At 35.0% G+C, this 17780-nt stretch carries 15 protein-coding genes; 12 read left to right on the forward strand and 3 right to left on the reverse strand.

The genetic code is table 11. The features are described 5' to 3' along the window. Nucleotides 1–143 precede the first annotated feature (143 nt). Both V6255_RS06040 and V6255_RS06045 read left to right on the forward strand, forming a co-directional pair. Complete coding sequence (locus V6255_RS06040; RefSeq protein WP_341627341.1) at nucleotides 144–1436, forward strand: aminotransferase class V-fold PLP-dependent enzyme; 1293 nt, start codon at nucleotides 144–146, stop codon at nucleotides 1434–1436. A 407-nt stretch (nucleotides 1437–1843) separates the two neighbouring features. Beyond that, nucleotides 1844–2809, forward strand: coding sequence for a TAXI family TRAP transporter solute-binding subunit (locus V6255_RS06045; protein WP_341627342.1), 966 nt, complete (start codon nucleotides 1844–1846; stop codon nucleotides 2807–2809). Nucleotides 2810–3112: 303 nt separating this feature from the next. Here the strand turns inward: V6255_RS06045 and soxR are convergent, their stop codons facing one another. Continuing rightward, nucleotides 3113–3577 carry a redox-sensitive transcriptional activator SoxR gene (soxR, locus tag V6255_RS06050; protein ID WP_341627343.1) on the reverse strand — a complete coding sequence of 155 codons (465 nt, stop codon included), beginning with the start codon at nucleotides 3575–3577 and terminating at the stop codon, nucleotides 3113–3115. Nucleotides 3578–3982: 405 nt separating this feature from the next. On the opposite strand from soxR, the gene V6255_RS06055 reads away from it, so the two are divergent. Continuing rightward, nucleotides 3983–4405 carry a VOC family protein gene (locus V6255_RS06055; protein WP_341627391.1) on the forward strand — a complete coding sequence of 141 codons (423 nt, stop codon included), beginning with the start codon at nucleotides 3983–3985 and terminating at the stop codon, nucleotides 4403–4405. A gap of 304 nt (nucleotides 4406–4709) precedes the next feature. Here V6255_RS06055 and V6255_RS06060 read toward each other — a convergent pair whose 3' ends face one another. Both V6255_RS06060 and V6255_RS06065 read right to left on the reverse strand, forming a co-directional pair. Next, entirely contained in the window at nucleotides 4710–5315 is a 606-nt protein-coding gene (locus tag V6255_RS06060) for a DUF3157 family protein (protein WP_341627344.1), read from the reverse strand. 794 nt (nucleotides 5316–6109) lie between these two features. Then, on the reverse strand, nucleotides 6110–7360 hold the full coding sequence (locus tag V6255_RS06065; RefSeq protein WP_341627345.1) for a diguanylate cyclase: 1251 nt from the start codon (nucleotides 7358–7360) through the stop codon (nucleotides 6110–6112). 289 nt (nucleotides 7361–7649) lie between these two features. Here V6255_RS06065 and V6255_RS19295 point away from each other — a divergent pair, with 289 nt between their 5' ends. The 9 genes from V6255_RS19295 to dctP all read left to right on the forward strand — a co-directional run bounded on the left by V6255_RS19295 (nucleotide 7650) and on the right by dctP (nucleotide 17773). Next, nucleotides 7650–7844, forward strand: coding sequence for an IS3 family transposase (locus tag V6255_RS19295; protein ID WP_425355910.1), 195 nt, complete (start codon nucleotides 7650–7652; stop codon nucleotides 7842–7844). A gap of 379 nt (nucleotides 7845–8223) precedes the next feature. Further along, nucleotides 8224–9351, forward strand: a complete 1128-nt coding sequence (locus V6255_RS06070) for a transporter substrate-binding protein (protein ID WP_341627346.1) — start codon at nucleotides 8224–8226, stop codon at nucleotides 9349–9351. Beyond that, nucleotides 9348–9920 (forward strand): ANTAR domain-containing protein, encoded by a 573-nt coding sequence (locus V6255_RS06075; protein ID WP_341627347.1) that lies wholly within the window; start codon nucleotides 9348–9350, stop codon nucleotides 9918–9920. Before V6255_RS06070 ends, V6255_RS06075 begins: the two co-directional genes overlap by 4 nt. Nucleotides 9921–9922: 2 nt before the next feature. Further along, entirely contained in the window at nucleotides 9923–10774 is an 852-nt protein-coding gene (locus V6255_RS06080; protein ID WP_341627348.1) for an ABC transporter permease, read from the forward strand. Then, the gene (locus tag V6255_RS06085; RefSeq protein ID WP_341627349.1) at nucleotides 10771–11697 is read left to right on the forward strand and encodes an ABC transporter permease; all 927 of its coding nucleotides are present in this window, start codon (nucleotides 10771–10773) and stop codon (nucleotides 11695–11697) included. The genes V6255_RS06080 and V6255_RS06085 overlap by 4 nt, the downstream gene beginning before the upstream one ends. A 21-nt stretch (nucleotides 11698–11718) precedes the next feature. Beyond that, a complete protein-coding gene (locus V6255_RS06090; protein WP_341627350.1) occupies nucleotides 11719–13335 on the forward strand; it encodes an ABC transporter substrate-binding protein in 1617 nt (538 codons plus the stop codon). After that, a complete protein-coding gene (locus V6255_RS06095; protein ID WP_341627351.1) occupies nucleotides 13325–14278 on the forward strand; it encodes an acetamidase/formamidase family protein in 954 nt (317 codons plus the stop codon). Before V6255_RS06090 ends, V6255_RS06095 begins: the two co-directional genes overlap by 11 nt. Nucleotides 14279–14331: 53 nt before the next feature. After that, nucleotides 14332–16065 (forward strand): ABC transporter ATP-binding protein, encoded by a 1734-nt coding sequence (locus tag V6255_RS06100; protein WP_341627352.1) that lies wholly within the window; start codon nucleotides 14332–14334, stop codon nucleotides 16063–16065. Nucleotides 16066–16711: 646 nt separating this feature from the next. After that, nucleotides 16712–17773 (forward strand): TRAP transporter substrate-binding protein DctP, encoded by a 1062-nt coding sequence (gene dctP / locus V6255_RS06105; RefSeq protein WP_341627353.1) that lies wholly within the window; start codon nucleotides 16712–16714, stop codon nucleotides 17771–17773. The last annotated feature ends 7 nt before the right edge of the window (nucleotides 17774–17780 follow it).

The raw sequence follows: 17780 nt of genomic DNA on the forward strand, positions 1-17780 counted from the left end.
TGATCACAGAATAAGAATTACTGAATAATTGAATAAGATATTGATGACGTTAAGAATATTTCTACCGCTTATCTAATGGCAGAGAAACAAGACAAAATACTTTTTTAAATATTTATATTCAATGGGTTAAAAGGAAGATTTGAATGAGTTACAACGAACAACAAGGTGAATTTTTTAGTGACTCACTGGTAAAAGAGATCAAAAACAAATTTTATCATGTGGATATAGATCCAATTACGAATAAAAAAAGATTATTTTACGATAACTCAGGTGGCTCTTTTAGACTTAAAGCTGCCAGTGAAACATTCAGAAAATTAGACGAGTTACCCGATTGTCCAGAGCATGGTAATGAGACCGCTAAGTGGCTTATGGATATACAAAAAGAGGGTTATCAATCAATTGAAACAATGCTGAATATTGATTCTGGAAGTATCGTTACATCCCTTACTGCATCAATGGTTATGTTCGATATGGTGAGAGCGGTAATGGAGAACGTCCCGGGGAGCAACGTTGTTACCACTATGTTAGAGCATCCATCAGCTTATGACGCGATGGTCTCCTATGCTGAAAAAACTGGAAAGGAGTTAAGAATAGCGAAAACAAATCCTTTGACGGGCGGTGTGGATGTTGGAGAAATTACAAAACTAATTGATGAAGAGACTTGTTTATTATGTTTTATGTATGCCTCAAATGTTTCTGGTGCCTTGCTAGATGAAGAAAAAATAGTTGAACAAGCTAGAAAAATAAAACCAGATCTTTATATCGTCGCAGACGCCGTTCAGCATGCACCCCATGGAATCATTGACGTCACTAAAGTACCTGTTGATGGAATAAACTTTGCTCCCTATAAATTTTTTGGCCCTCGTGGTTTTGGTGTGGGTTATGTTTCTGAAAGACTTTCCAAAATACCCCACAATAAATTAATTGCTAAACCATCTCAATACTGGCAACTCGGAAGCCCTGCGCCTGCACATTTTGCAGCACTCACAGAAGTTATTAATTATGTCTGTTGGATAGGGGAGCAGTATTGCTCTTCTGACAACAGAAGATCACTTTTTGTTGAAGGAATGAATCGAATCAAACTGCATGAAAGAGCCTTGATGAATGCGATGTTAGAAGGCACGGGAAAGGTAAAAGGACTTAGGCATATAGAAGGTGTTCATGCTTATTTGGATTGTGATGATTTGACCAAAAAAGATTTTATCATGGCTATTGGCTTTGACAATTTAGAGTATAAAAAAGCAGTAGAAATGTACGAGGAAGCAGGCGTTATTACTTTTGAACGTCTTTTATCGAGCCCTTATTCATCAAGAATGCTTGAATCTTTTGGCTTAAAGGGGGCTATCCGCGTATCGCCTATTCACTGTCATAGCCTGCAAGATATAGAAGAATTTTTAAAAATAACCGCAACACTTTGTAATCAATCACATAGTTAATTTAACTATTAATTTAACCGTTAACATTAACATTTCAAGGAGTAGAAAATGGAAATAGACGTACCAAAAGAGAGCAAAAATAAAGAAACAGAGTTGGGGTTGTACCATTAGCTTTAGCGAATTTTGTTGTTGGTGAACATAAGTTATTTATCGACATCAATGCATAAAAACATGCAATTTAAATGAATGGCTAACTCATTATTTAGCCTTGTATATTCAACTAACATTATTTCAGTGCCTGTTTATGCTTAACTATTTTATGACACTTCCTTTATTTATGGTGAGTCGTGTTCACAAGCTAACTCTGTATTAATGACCAATGTTATTTTACTGAGTAACTTGTTGATGATAGATAAGTAGGGATGAAACAGGAAAATATTGAAAACAAATTAAATAAAGGAATTAATATGTTTATTAAAAAACTAGCGATTACTGCAATCGCAGGCGCAACTTTGATGGCAACATCTGCTATGGCTCAAACAAAGCATGTTGTTATTGGTACTGGCGGTCAAACAGGTGTTTATTATCAGGTTGGTGGGGCAATTTGTCGTTTAGTTAATAAAGGCACAGCAAATCACGACATAAATTGTACACATACTACTGGCGGCTCAGTAACTAATATTAATGGTCTGCGCTCTGGTAATCTGGATATGGGGGTCGCTCAATCTGATTGGCAATTCCATGCTTATAACGGTACCGCGCCTGATCAATTCCCAGAGGGGGCATATAAAGAGCTACGATCGGTTTTCTCTGTTTATCCAGAACCGTTCACTGTTGTTGCGCGCACTGACTCTGGTATCAAGACCTTTGCCGATCTGAAAGGTAAAAAAGTAAATGTCGGTAACCCGGGTTCTGGCTCACGTGGCACTATGGAAATCGTGATGGATAAAATGGGTTGGACAATGGATGATTTTGCCGTTGCATCTGAGCTTAAGTCATCAGAACAAGCTGCCGCTTTATGTGATGGTAAAGTAGATGCGATCATCTTCACTGCTGGACATCCAAATGGTTTTACACAAGAAGCAACGACTACTTGTGATGCGATTATCGTACCGGTAGATAATGCAGAGACGCAAGCACTAGCTGCTGACAACCCTTATTATGCATTGACGACTATTCCTGGTGGCATGTACAAAGGTACGGATACAGATACAGTTACATTTGGTGTCGCTGCAACGTTCGTCAGTACAACAAACACAGATCCAGAAGTCGTGTATCAAATGGTTAAGGCTGTATTTGAAAACTTTAAACGTTTCAAAAAAATGCATCCTGCTTTTGCTAATCTAAAAGAGAGCGATATGATCAGCAAAAACCTATCTGCTCCATTACATGAAGGTGCAGTACGTTATTACAAAGAAAAAGGTTGGATGTAATTAGTTAAGCTACTTGTTTTTAAAGTAGATATACCTAGCCACTTCTCCGTGTTATTGGGTGAGGTGGTTGGGTATCAATACAGATAAAGCAGAACTAATTGATAGCTAATTAATAACTAATCAATAATCAATCAAGATAGACACTATTCACTATTTACGATTCACCATAAGCAATAAAAGGAATCGCTTCGTCTGTCATCAAGAAACTTTAGGCTGTTCGTGGGCACTAGTAGCAATACAATACCGCTTAATACAACATAATAAGTACGATAAATAGTTTCACATCTGGCTGTAATTTCATTATTACAGCACCACTTTACTATCAATTAAAACGGCACCATCACCGAGTGTAGCAAGCTTATCGTTTTCATTGTATAACGGACATGCATCCATCGATAAACAACCGCAACCAATACAACCTGTTAAGTAGTCGCGTAACTTTTCCATACTCTGAATACGTTGATTTAAGCTTTCTTTCCAATGCATAGACAAACGTTGCCAATCTTTCTGGTTCGGGGCTGTTTTGCCTTGTAATGTATCGAGTTGCTCTTTAATTTCAGATAGTGTTATTCCCATCTTTTGTGCCGCTTTAATGAGTGAAACACGACGTAGTACTTGTTTATTATAACGGCGTTGGTTACCTATATTACGAGTACTTTTAATAAGTCCTTTTGTTTCATAAAAATGCAACGTAGACACTTTTACACCACAACGTTTAGCCACTGCACCTACAGTTAGCGCATCTTCACGTACTAAATTACTATCCATTTTGTGCTCTCTTCACTCATTATTATGCTTTGAATTAACGACTTAATGCTAAGATTGAAGTTCTGAAAAGCTATTGATGTTTATACCCATCACACTAATTAACTGAGCTATTTTACTGGTTAAAATCACTTATTGCTTCGTTGTAAGTTTCGTAAAGGGAATAACCATTAAAGAATTAACATCCTTTGGTTAATTTTCCGATAGACGATTAACGAAGTTAATCTTCGAAAGGCTCAATCTACGCCTTAAACTAAGTCATTTTTCCTACGTGAAATTTAAATTACTTATTTAATGTAATCGGTATTAAAACGATATCACTATTTTAACATTATATTAATTAACTCTTGACCTCAAGTTAGGTTGAGGATTTATAGTGCATAAAACCTCAATACCTTTATGGAGAAAATCATGTACTTAGAACACTTAAATTTAACGGTTAGTAATATAGAAGAAACATTAAAATTTTACCGCGTTGCATTTCCTAATTGGCATGTAAGGGGAGAAGGCGACCAAATTTGGAATGGTAAACCCCGAAAGTGGTTACATTTTGGTGATAATAATCAATATCTTACATTTTGTGATGATGGTGAAGGAAGTAATCGTGATTTAAGTGGTCATCAAGTAGGATTAGCCCACTTTGCATTTGTCGTGACTAATTTAGATGCGATGCAAGCACGTTTATTAAAAGCGGGCTTTAAACAAGCAAAGGATGGTGCAGAAGACCCTTATCGTTCTAACTTATATTATTTGGATCCTAATGGGTTTGAAGTGGAGTTTGTGGAATACCATAGTGACTTGAATGAACAACGAAATGCGTATGCATCGTAACAATTTAGTAAGTAAATACAAAAATAGTAGGTTAATACAAAAATAGTAGATTAATACAAAAAATAAAATCGATTGAGTTAGATTGCAAATATTTACGGCCTTGATTGAAACTGTAATAAAACAGTGTAGCTCATCAAGATCATTAACTCCGCATTGAGCTAACTAGTACAATGCGGAGTTAATTAAGCAATGTTAAAAATACTGGCTTATTATTTATGTTGTTCGTTGCAGCTCATAATAAGTATCAACATCAACATCAACATCAACATCAATAGAAAATTAATAGTTTCTTTTGATAAAAAAATTAACGTGTTTCTACTTCGATAACTTTCAAACTCAGTAATTTATTTGTCCAATTAGTCTTGTCGATTCCATCAATCCAAATAACTCGACTATTTCGGGGCTCACCTTTACGTAAATAGGTTTCAGGCAATCTAAAGGTTGCTTGCCAAACATTAACCGTTTTTTCAGTTATTTTATTGGCATTATCATCATAAAAACTGATAGCGACCTTAACAATAACAACACCATCAGCATTATCACTAGATAGGATAAATTTCAAACCAAGGGCTTGATCTCGCCACACAGAATCACTGTAGGTAACTTTTACATCATATTTTACCGCAGTATTTAATAAGCCGGAATGTAATAGAGAAGACTTATTGTTTGAAGCTTGTACTGAATTAGAAGCGGTTACTGCAGTTGAATCAATAGTGTCTGACGGAATTGTATTATTAGCTTCTTCTACATTATCAGTACTAATGGCGATATATTCCCAAGTGTAATCATCATGCAGTAAGACTGTTGCACCACTATCAAGCGTAACGGTACCAAGGTTAGCTGCGGATGAACCTAAAGTGACAGAGCTGAGTAATAAAAATAATGTGTACTGTAGATAACGTGAAGACATAAATTTCAACTTTTATAATTTGATTTGGTTTGATATGAAGCATACAGGATATTTATATGAATAATCAAAGTCCTATATAACTAAATAGAAATTGTAAAACTTTGGATATCTAAATATTTGAAGGTTGATATTGTCAGTTATGCTTTTAGTATTTATAGCATCAAAGCTATTAATGGGGGACCCATTAGTTATTGGTTATTGATTTTTTAGAAACGTTAGCGGCTTATACAAGCAATAAAAGTAAACTCTGAATAGCCAGTAAGCATCAATGACAGAGGCATTACGAAAGCACTAACCAAGCTATTTTTTCTTAACAACCCGATAAATACGTTAATCAGCGACAGCTAAAATATTTCATTTTTAATCCTGTAAGTAATTCTGTTATCAATCAGTTTATTTTTGTTAGCTATTTAATTTTTCTTCACTAAGGAACAACGTTATTTATAAGTCTTAAATTAATGGATGTCTGAGTTTACTTATGAGGTTATTTAGCATTTTAAACACAAAGACCTTAAAAAATACTTTCAAACATGAAGTGTTTTAGGAAGTAATACCGATTACATTAAATAAGTGATCTAAATTTTGTGCAGGAAAAATGACTTAGTTCAAGGCGAAAATTGAGCTAAATGGTTGTTCCCTTTACGAAATTTACAACGAAGAAATAAGTTGTTTTAACAAGTAAAATAGATAACTTAATTAGTGTGATTGGTATAAGCCAAACCATCAGCGTAAATTGCGTATGCAACTTACCGCAATCGATACCGCACAAAAACTGATGGTTATTGATGAGCTAGTTATGAAACTAGTTTATTACGACCATTATTCTTCGCCATATACAGTTTTTCATCGGCAAGTATTAACATAGATGTAATATCATTTTGTATTCCATGAAATAGACCAATAGAGACCGTAATGTTAATTTTAACTCCCTCATTTTCATAAGGTGTTGATTCTATTTTTTGTCTCAAATTTTCAAAAAGATCAATTGCTTTCTTTAAGGATAAATCATCAAGAACGACACAGAACTCTTCTCCTCCATTTCTCGTAATAAGATCTTTTTTTCTAAAATTAGATTTTAAAATTTGACTGATTAATCTTAAAACATCGTCACCAATAATATGACCATAGGTGTCATTTACCTGTTTAAAATGATCTATATCTATCATAGCAACGGATAAACGGCTGTTTGAAATAAGCGCTGATTGTATCATCTGTTTAGATTCAGTTTCTAAAGCACGACGATTTTTTAATTGGGTAAGGGGATCAATTATCGCTTCAATATTTTTTTCTTTGATGGTATCTAATACTTCAAGAACTTGCATAATACGAAGGTTTAATTGCTCTTTTACAAATGGCTTAGTGATGAAGTCATTTGCTCCTTTTTTTAAAAATTCGATAGAAAGCTGGCTATTATAACCATGTGGGGTGATCCCAAGTATTCCAAGCATGGTGGAAGGGAACTGTTCTCGTATATCTTCAACAAGCTCTACACCTTGAATATCACCGCTTATATCTAAGTCAATTAAAACGAGTTGAATATCCGCATGAGTTTTTAATAACTCTAACGTCGTTTTCGCATCACTACTTTGTAAAGAATCTAACCCAAACTGCTTTAAATTTTTTGCTAATTTATTACGGAAAGTCTCAGAGCCATCTACGATCAATGCTTTTATAAAACTATTTTTATAAACCCGTTCTATTAATCTTGTACTATAAAGTAGATCACTATTCGGCTTTTTGATTAGATATTCAAATACACACTTATCCAGTAATATTTCTCGAATTTCAGCAGAGTATTCTTGTGTATATACAATCGTTGGAATTTTATGTTCAAGTAACAAATCTACACTTTGTCCTTCCATTGCTCCATCAAGAAAATAATCAAGTAGGGCAATAAATACATTCTCTTTATTTATCGCTAAATATTCCTGTAACTGTTCAAAATTTTCTACGCTATCTATAGAATAAGTAAAATTTTTCCTCAGCTCTTCAATCTTATTTTTTAATAATTGAGGATTATCTTCTATTAATAGTATTTTTTTCATTTTAACCTTTTACTCAGTCATAAACTTTTTTTCATATTACATCAAAATCTCCATGGGTGTTACCTGTATGTAAGTTATTGATACATATTATTTAGTTGTTAATTACAATAAAGAAATGAATCCCATCTACATTGAATTATGGTAATAGGTAAACTATTTTTCAGGCATGTTATCTTGTATTTAAGAGGCTGTTCGTTATGAATCCATATCGCCAACCACAAATGTCATTATCTGACCCGTATGAATTATATTACTCTAATTTTTAATATCTCTCTTTGGATCTACCTTAATGAGACGACCTTATTGGGTTTCGACGACAGAGCGTTTCTTCCGAAGTTTAAAGTATGAGCAATTGAACGATCAAATATTCAAAACAAAGAAAGCAGTTGAGCTAAGCATTTTAGATTATCTTCCTTACTATAAGGATAAACGCCGGCATTCAGTTAATGGGTATTTATACCAATTCAATATGAAAATAAAGTAGCTAAGAAAGTGTCCGTTTTTATTAAGCATTACACAATTAACTGGCTAGCTAAATATAAAGAGTAAGTTGTAAACTAATTATTTAAAATAACGGTAATTTTTCACGCACTTTAAATACGTAATAAATAATTAATTTAGAAAAATTTTCTCTAAAAATTTTTTAGGAGAAAAAAGTGGCACGAAACTTCCTTAATTATATGTATATACAACATATATGAGCATTCTGTATAAATATGCACCAATTTGACGCGATTTAAGAGCTAAAAGTGTGCAAGATATAAGACTCAAGTAAAAAACCATTGGTAACGAAGCCTAAAATAAAGCTACTACATAGCTTTATTTTAGGCTTTTTTTTTAATTTTTTTAGGGATACTTTTTGTATGAAAGACATTTCAGTAGGGCTATTATTTTCAACTGAAGGTTCATATCGTCATATGGGGCGTAGCGCTTTAGAAGGTGCTCTTTTTGCTATTGAGCAAATAAATGAAAGTAAATCTTACCCTTTCAAATTAATAGGAGAGTCTGAAAACCCAAAAGGAATTGATGACTCATACATTTCTTCTATTAGACATCTTTTAGATAAAGAAGTGACTCACTTTTTTGGACCGATTACCTCTAGTGCTCGAAAAATATTACTGCCAGAAATTCAAAAAAATAAAGCGATGTTGTGGTTTAGTAGTCCTTACGAGGGGTATGAATGCGAAGAGCAAGTTGTTTATATCGGTCCATGTCCTAATCAAAATCTTATGCCTCTAATGAATTATGCTTTACCAAAATACGGTAATAAAGTCGCTTTAGTCTCTTCTAACTATGTATGGGGCTGGGAAAGTAGCCGGATTGCTAAAGAAATTGTGAGTGTTAATTCTGGAAATGTTGTTTTTGAGGGATTGTTTCATATGCAAGAGACTGATTTTACTCTTTGTATAAATAATATCTTAAAAGACAAACCAAGTTTTATTATTAATAACCTAGTTGGTGAATCAAATTACGCTTTCTTAAAGCAACTTAATGAAGCTTTAAAATATACAGTTATGACAGTGCTTAGCTGTAACTTGACTGAATGTGAACTAGACGTTTTAGGTGAATTACCTAATTTAGCGTTATTAAGTTCAAATCCCTTCTTTGAAACAACGAATTTACCTGAATTATCCAACAATAATACGTTAACTTCACAAGGAAGGCGCTCTGGTTATTTTTGGGCTGCATACCTTTCGATATTTGCATTTGCTAAAGCTATTAAATTAACTGCTTCATTAGATATTGAAAAGGTTCAATCAATTTTACCTGATATCGAATTGGTTAGTCCTAATGGCGAATTAATTAAAATAAATAAAAATCAACATACAAGTTTACCTTGCACTGTTGCCTTAAGAGTTAACGACTACTTTGAAAGCAAGTTAGAAACTCAAATCATAGACCCTAATCCATTTATGTCTTTTCAAAATATAGTCGTAAATCCTAAAGTTATTGAACTTTCAACTTATTCTAAAAGGTTAAAAGCTATATGAAATCTGGAAACCAAGAAATATACGTTTTATCCAACAAAGACCGAGACATTTCTAGCCTGAATAAAGTTGCTAATCGATTGGGTTTTGATATTACTCCATTTAGTCATGCCAATTTACCTAAGAATAATAATGCAGTCATTTTTGATGTTGCAACGATCCTTGAGTTTAAATGCAAAGCTATATTTGAGCATAACAGGCCATTAATTGCGCTTGTTTCTCATGCAACACCATCTGAAATTCAACATGCCATGGAATTAGGGGCATATGCGGTGGTAACAAGACCTATACATCAATTAGGATTGTTATCAGCACTACAAGTTTCCTCTATTCTATCCAAAAAAACAGATGATAAAGAAAAGCAATATAACAATCTAAGACGTAAACATTTATCACGCTGTTCAGTTATTAAAGCGGTAATTTCATTTATGGATGAATTTAACGTTAACGATCAAAAAGCTTATGAAATGATCCGTACCATTTCAATGTCAAAGAACATAGAAGTTGAAACTCTTTGTGAAAATTTAGTTAAAAGTACGAGTTGTAATGATGTTTACAACAAAGGAGCTTAACAATGTTCTTAAAGTTACTTTGTAATAGACCTTCTAACATTTTTGCTTTGGTAGTTGTAATGGTACTTGTTAGTTCTGCAATATTTGCTCCTTTGTTAGCCCCATTCGATCCGACAGAGCAATTCTTTGATGGATTAACTATTGAAGGGGCGCCTTTACCGCCGAATTCAAGGTTTCTTTTAGGTACTGATTTACTAGGTCGAGACCTCTTATCTAGAATTATTTATGGTTCACAAACTTCTTTAGTCATAGGGTTAGTTGCTAATAGTGTTGCCATTTTTATTGGTGTATTAGTTGGGGTAATTGCTGCATATGTAAAAGGATTTGTGGGCTCAGCATTAATGCGATTTACTGACTTAATAATGGCATTTCCAGCCTTATTATTAGCTATTGCTTTAGCTGCGATATTTACTCCAAGCATCTGGATTGTAGCGATGGTAATTGCATTGGTGAACTGGGTACAAATAGCACGCGTCATTTACTCAGAAACATTAGCTATTAGTGCTAAAGACTTTGTAATGGCTGAAGTATCAATTGGTATTTCCCCTATTAAAATATTGTTTTACCACATACTTCCCCATCTTTTACCTACTATTTTAGTTTGGGCCACACTAGGTATTTCAACGACAGTATTACTTGAAGCAACGCTTTCATACTTAGGTGTAGGTGTACAACCACCCACACCTAGTTGGGGAAATATTATTTTTGAAAATCAAACCTATTTTACTATTTCGCCTTGGTTAGTGTTTATTCCTGGTTCAGTGATTATTCTGCTTTCTTTGAGTTTTAATATTCTTGGAGATGCTTTACGTGATGCATTAGATCCAACACTCAATGGGAGAGGTGACGCATGATTAAGTTCCTCATAAAACGAATTTTTTACGCCTTTTTAATACTCATTGGTGTTTCAATGATTACTTATGCATTGCTGTACCTAATACCTGCTGATCCAGCAAGGCAAATCGCAGGCAGAAGTGCAACAGCTGAAACAGTCGCTAATATACGAAGCCAGTTAGGTTTAGATCTTCCTTTTTACCAACAATACCTTCAATACCTGCTCAATATATTACAAGGGGATTTTGGTAGGTCTTGGTTACAAAAAACTGAGGTGTCTACTTTAATTGCAGCGCGCTTGCCAGCTTCTCTGGAATTAATGGCAGCAGGAATTTTAATTGAGCTAGTAATTGGTCTATCACTAGGGATAGTTGCTGCACTTAAGCGAAACACTATCATTGACCGAGCTGTCATGATCTCATCATTTGTCGGTGTTTCTGCACCTCAGTTTGTAGCTGCCATGTTATTTTTATATATATTTTCCATAAAACTTGCTTGGTTTCCAATAGGTGGTTACGGAGAATTTAAAAACCTTATTTTACCTGCTTTTACACTAGGTATTTTAGGATGTGGTTGGTATTCACGTATGTTTCGCTCTTCAATGATAGAAGTGTTACATCAAGATTTTGTTCGTACAGCTAGAGCAAAAGGCCTGAATAATTTTCAGGTAATAACTCGTCACATTATTCCAAATTCATTGCTCCCTATCATATCAATGATAGGGATTGATATTGGAATTTTTGTTGGAGGGTTAGTTGTGGTTGAGTCAGTTTTTGGCTGGCCAGGAATAGGTCAATTAGCATGGCAAGCAATACAGAGAGTAGATACTCCAATTATCGTTGCAGTAACGTTGGTATCAGCGTTTGCAATAGTAATTGGTAATTTAATTGCTGATTTGATTGCACCGTTGATAGATCCAAGAATCGATATTAAAAGTATGTAAATTCAAAAACAAGGAAGGACTATGAAAAAATCACACTTATTAAATACGTTGTTTTTATGTTTAAGCGTAGGTTCAGTTCAAGCAGCAGAAATTAAACAAGGTGGCTCTATGATAGTTACCTATAAAGATGATGTTTCAACTTTAGATCCTGCCATTGGCTACGATTGGCAAAATTGGTCAATGATTAAAAGTATTTTTGATGGCTTGTTAGATTACAAACCAGGCACTACTGAATTAGAACTTGATTTAGCTGAAAGCTATACGATTTCTGATGATGGACTAATTTACACATTTAAATTAAAACCAGGCGTAAAATTTCATAATGGTAGAGAAATGACCGCAGTTGATGTTAAATATTCAATTGAACGAACAATCATGCCAACAACTCAAAGTCCCGGCGCGGGTTTCTATGGTTCAATTGATGGTTTTGACGAACTTAACCAAGGTAAAGTTAAAACACTTGATAGTATTAAAGTCATCAATGATCATGAAATCCAATTTAACCTTAAACAACCAGATGCAACCTTTTTACACGTGCTTGCCTTAAATTTCTCATCCGTTGTTCCAAAAGAAGAAGTTATTAAATGGGGGCTCGATTTCGGTAAACATCCAGTTGGAACAGGTGCATTTTTCCTCGATGAATGGAAAACCGGACAATCTCTATCCTTAAAACGTAATACGAGCTATAACAAAAATGGTTTACCTTACTTGGATAATATTAAATTTGAGTTTGGTCAAGAGCCTGTCGTTGCTTTATTGCGACTTGAACAAGGAGATGTTGATTTAGCCGGGGATGGGATCCCACCAGCAAAATTTTTACAACTTAAAAACGATCCTAAATATAAAGACTCAATCGTAGCTGGAGATCAGTTACATACAGGTTACGTCACTATGAATGTTGAAATTGCTCCTTTTAATAAACTAGCTGTACGTCAAGCCGTTAACATGGCAGTTAATAAAGATCGTATCGTACGAATTATTAATGGGCGAGCAGTACCTGCAAATCAGCCTTTACCACCTGCAATGCCTGGTTACTCAAAAGAGTATAAAGGCTATGAATTTGATATAGATAAAGCAAAATCACTACTTAATGAAAGTGGTCTTAGTGATGGTTTTACTACACAACTATATGTTGCCAATACAGAGCCTCAACCTCGTATTGCACAAGCTATCCAACAAGATTTATCTAAAATAGGCATCACTGTTGAAATTAAATCGCTAGCCCAAGCGAATGTAATAGCAGCAGGTGGGGATAAAACCCAAGCACCGATGATATGGTCTGGTGGTATGGCTTGGATTGCTGATTTCCCAGATCCATCTAATTTTTATGCGCCAATATTAGGTTGTGCTGGAGCAGTAGAAGGCGGCTGGAATTGGTCTTGGTACTGTAATGAAGAGTTAGATAAGAAAGCAAATTTGGCTGATTCTATGGCGAAGCCAGAAGACCAAGATAAGCGTATTAAACTTTGGGAAGAAATATATTTAGAGGTGATGGCTGATGCTCCTTGGGTACCTGTATTTAATGAACGCCGTTTTACCATCCGTTCACAACGTTTGGGTGGTGCAGATGCAATCTTCGTAGATCCAGTACACGTTCCTGTTAACTATGATCATGTGTGGGTGAAAGATGTGCAATAAATGTAATGATTTAATAAGAACAATCCATAGTGAGAACCATCACTTTGGTTGGGATAATAGCATTGAGCCAGTGCACAGAATAAAACCTGGTACGACATTGGAGTTCCAATGTTTAGATAGCTCTGGAGGGCAGTTAAATAAGCACTCAAATTTATCAGATCTTACTGATTTAGATTTTAGTCTTATAAATCCTGTTACAGGCCCCATTTATGTAGATGGGGCTAAACCTGGAGATTTATTAAAAGTCACCGTGCACGAGTTTAAAGCAAGTGGATTTGGTTGGACGGCTAATATACCGGGGTTTGGTTTACTGTCAGATCAATTTAAAGAGCCTGTATTAAATATTTGGGATTACGATGCAAATAAACCTACAACCAGTGCTTTTGGTAAATTTGCTAATGTACCACTTAAACCTTTTGCTGGGACAATGGGAGTCGCGCCCAGCGAATTAGGCTTACACTCAGTTGTGCCGCCTAGACGTGTAGGCGGTAATCTTGATATTAGAGATTTAAGTGCAGGAACAACGCTTTATTTACCAATAGAAGTGGAAGGTGCTTTATTTTCAGTCGGTGATACTCATGCAGCTCAAGGCGATGGCGAAGTCTGTGGTACCGCGATTGAAAGCCCAATGGATGTCGTATTGGAATTTGATGTCGTCAATAACAAATCAATAACATCACCTTTCTTTACAACACCTGGTCCAGTTACTAGGCATCTTGATGGTAAAGGATACCAAGTAACAACTGGTATAGGGGCTGATATGCTCGAAGGGGCGCGTAATGCTCTAATGCAAATGGTCGATTTATTAAGTCATCAGCATAATATGCCACCAGAACAAGCATATATGTTGTGCTCTGTTTGTGGCGATTTACGTATCAGTGAAATAGTAGACGCACCTAATTGGGTTGTTAGCTTCTATTTTCCTAATATTGTCTTTGAATAAAGAAATAAGCGCATTGTTTTTCAATGCGCTTTTTTAATGGGGTAACAATATTTATGGATAAATTATTGTCAGTTGAAGGCTTACATATCGGTGTAGGTAAAAAAGATAAATATATTGAAATCGTAACAGATTTAAATTTCACTCTAGAAAAAGGGAAAACTCTATGTATTGCTGGTGAATCTGGTAGTGGCAAATCACTATCAAGTTTAGCAATTATGGGTCTTTTACCTAAAGCGGTTAATGTATCTAAAGGGACAATTAATTTTAATAATAAAGATTTGCTTAAATATTCTGAGAAACAGATGCAACAAACTCGTGGTCAAGATATTGCCATGATATTTCAGGAGCCAATGACATCATTGAATCCATTAATGACAAATGGTTATCAATTAATAGAAGCTATAAGAGCAAACCAAATATGTTCAGTTTCAGAAGCTAAACATAAAGCGTTACAAATATTTGATGCTGTGAAAATTCCACAAGCAGCTAAAAGGTTCAATCAATATCCTCATGAAATTTCAGGTGGAATGAGGCAAAGAGTGATGATAGCCATCGCGTTATCTTGTAATCCGAAAATCCTAATTGCTGATGAACCAACAACTGCGTTGGATGTAACAATTCAGGCCCAAATTTTAACGTTATTAAGGGAGTTGCAGCAAGATTTTAATACTGGTTTGCTGATGATTACCCATGATATGGGAGTGGTAGCTGAAATGGCAGATGATGTCATTGTCATGAATAGAGGTATTGTTGAAGAAACGGGTAGTTTAACTAAGGTTTTTTCTTTACCCGATTCAAAATATACGCAAAAATTATTGAACTCAGTACCTAAATTAGGGGAAGCCCAACATTTAAAAAAAATAGAACATCAAGAACCATTATTAGAAGTAAAGGATTTGTCAGTTAGATTTCCTGTAAAAAAATCTTTCTTAAGCCGAATAAATTATGAAGTAAGGGCGGTTAGTAATATTAATTTTAACATCATGCCAGGTGAAACATTGGGACTTGTGGGAGAAAGTGGGTGTGGAAAATCAACAACCGGCAAAGCAATCATGAACTTAATTGATTTTGAAGGAAGTGTTAAATTAGAACAATCAGAAATGAATGGTTTATCGGGCGCAACATTAAGGAACAAACGTAAAGATATACAAATGATTTTTCAAGACCCATATGCTTCATTAAATTCAAGGAAACGGATCGTTGATTTAATTGCTGAGCCATTATTACTACATAAAATAGTAACAAAACATAAAGTAAGGCAACGTGTGTCAGAGTTATTAATTCAAGTTGGGTTAGATGACAGTGCTTTAGACAGATATCCCCATCAATTTTCTGGCGGTCAACGCCAACGTATTTCTATTGCTAGAGCAATTGCATCAGCACCTAAAATAATAATCGCAGATGAATCTGTATCGGCTTTAGACGTAACAGTTCAGGCACAAATTTTAGCGTTATTACATGATTTGCAAAAAACACTTGGTATTAGTTATCTATTTATTTCACATGATATGGCTGTTATTGAACAAATATGCCATCGAGTAGCAGTAATGGATTGTGGTAAAATAGTTGAAATGGGGCCCACTGAACAAGTTGTTCAAAACCCTCGACATAGCTATACACAAAGACTCATGCAGGCGGTGCCTATCGCTAAATTGAATAGTAGACGTGATTTTAAGTCATTATTAGATATCCATGAATTAGTTAATCCCATTTATTTAAGCAATGCAAAAGAAGAATTAGTTCGTTATCAAATTTTCAATGGTAACCATCAAGTAGCCATTAATTAGTTTGTGGTTATTAAGCTTATTTTGTAATGGCAATGTTGCGACAGCTATCAACTAATCTATCAGTTCTAATAACAGGTTTAATGATAATGTGACTTCAGAAACAAACTATTAGCAAGTCGGTAACATAGATAATGAAGTGATGGCAACGCTGAACGCTAATAATCAATCAATACCAATTATTCTCCTTGTTATCAAAAAGATGGGGAAGTTTATAAATGGATCATCGTGGTGCTAGCTGCACTTTTAATGCTCCTCATCTCCACTCTAATAAGCTGTTTTTTGTACTATTAATATATTGCCATTAATAATGTAATTTTAACTTAAGTTGTTGATTTAAAATTAACTGTTTTTCATTCTGTAACACAGCCTTTGTGTTGGCTCCAAATTTGCTTTAACAAAATAAATAAAAAAGCTTACAACAGAAAATTAAAAAAACGATAGCAAGTTGTTAACACTCTCTAACATTAATAATGGCGTGTTGATAATGCTTAGATCCAACGAAAAATGAGACTTATTGTACTTATCCACCACCAATTTGACTGAATATTAGAGAAGTGAAATTCTTAAGGGTGTTCTTAATTATCAGCCAATAACTCTGCTCTAATTTTAATAAATCACTGAACTAACTGGAAACAAAGGAATGAAAATGAAATCACTTAAAAAACTATTAACAATGTCATTAATCGCCACTGCGGTAATGTCGACTAGTACCTCCATTAGTGCTGCTGAAAAAGATTGGCGCATGGCAACACCATGGTCAGGTGGCCCTTGGTTAGAGCGTGACGCTCAAAATTTTGCAGATCACGTGAATAAGCTGAGTAACGGTGACTTTAATATCAAAGTATTTCCAGGTGGCACCTTAGGCAGTGCATTAAAAGTGACTGAAACGGTAAAGTCAGGCGTCGCACAGTTAAGCCATAATTATATTAGCTATGACTATGGTGTAGATCCAACCACTTCATTACTCGCTGGACACTCAAGTGGATTAACGCCAGAAGAGTTTATGTTATGGATATATAAAGGTGGCGGTCTTGAACTATACGAACAGTTTCGTTTAGAAAAGTCTAAAGTTGTCGCGTTTCCTTGTTCAGTTTTAGGTACTGAAATTTTTCTTCACTCAAGTAAAAAAGTGCAAACGCTGGAAGATTTTCAAGGTTTACGTCTAAGAACGTCAGGTGCATGGGCTGAAATCGCCTCTCGCTTAGGCGCATCTACAGTTGTTATGGCAGGTAGTGAAATTTATAGCGCACTTGAACGTGGCGTAATTGATGCTGCTGAATGGGGAAGCCCTGAAATGAATAAACCGACTGGTTTTCATGAAGTTGCTAAATACGTAATGGTTCCAGGTGTACATCAATCTGGTGGCGTACTTGAATGTCAGGTAAACAAACGCAAATGGGATAGTTTAAACGAACAAGAGCAAAACGTACTTCGCAGCTCGGCTAAACTCTCTGTATTCGATTCATGGCTTGCATCTTCATACGCTGATTTAGCCGCTTACCAAGAATTAAAAGATGGCAAGAACGAAATCGTTAATTTAGATCCTAGCTTTATTACTAAGATTCTTGAAGAAACAATGGCATGGGAAGACGAAAACGCTGCAAAAAATCCTTGGTTTGCAAAAGTGCTGACTTCTCAGCGCAAGTTTAAAGAAGATATGAATAACTGGTCAGAGTATCGCCTAAAAATTGGAGAGTCAGAACTATAAAAAATAA

This window comes from Psychromonas arctica (assembly GCF_038155225.1).
GTDB classification, from domain to species: Bacteria; Pseudomonadota; Gammaproteobacteria; order Enterobacterales; family Psychromonadaceae; genus Psychromonas; species Psychromonas arctica_B.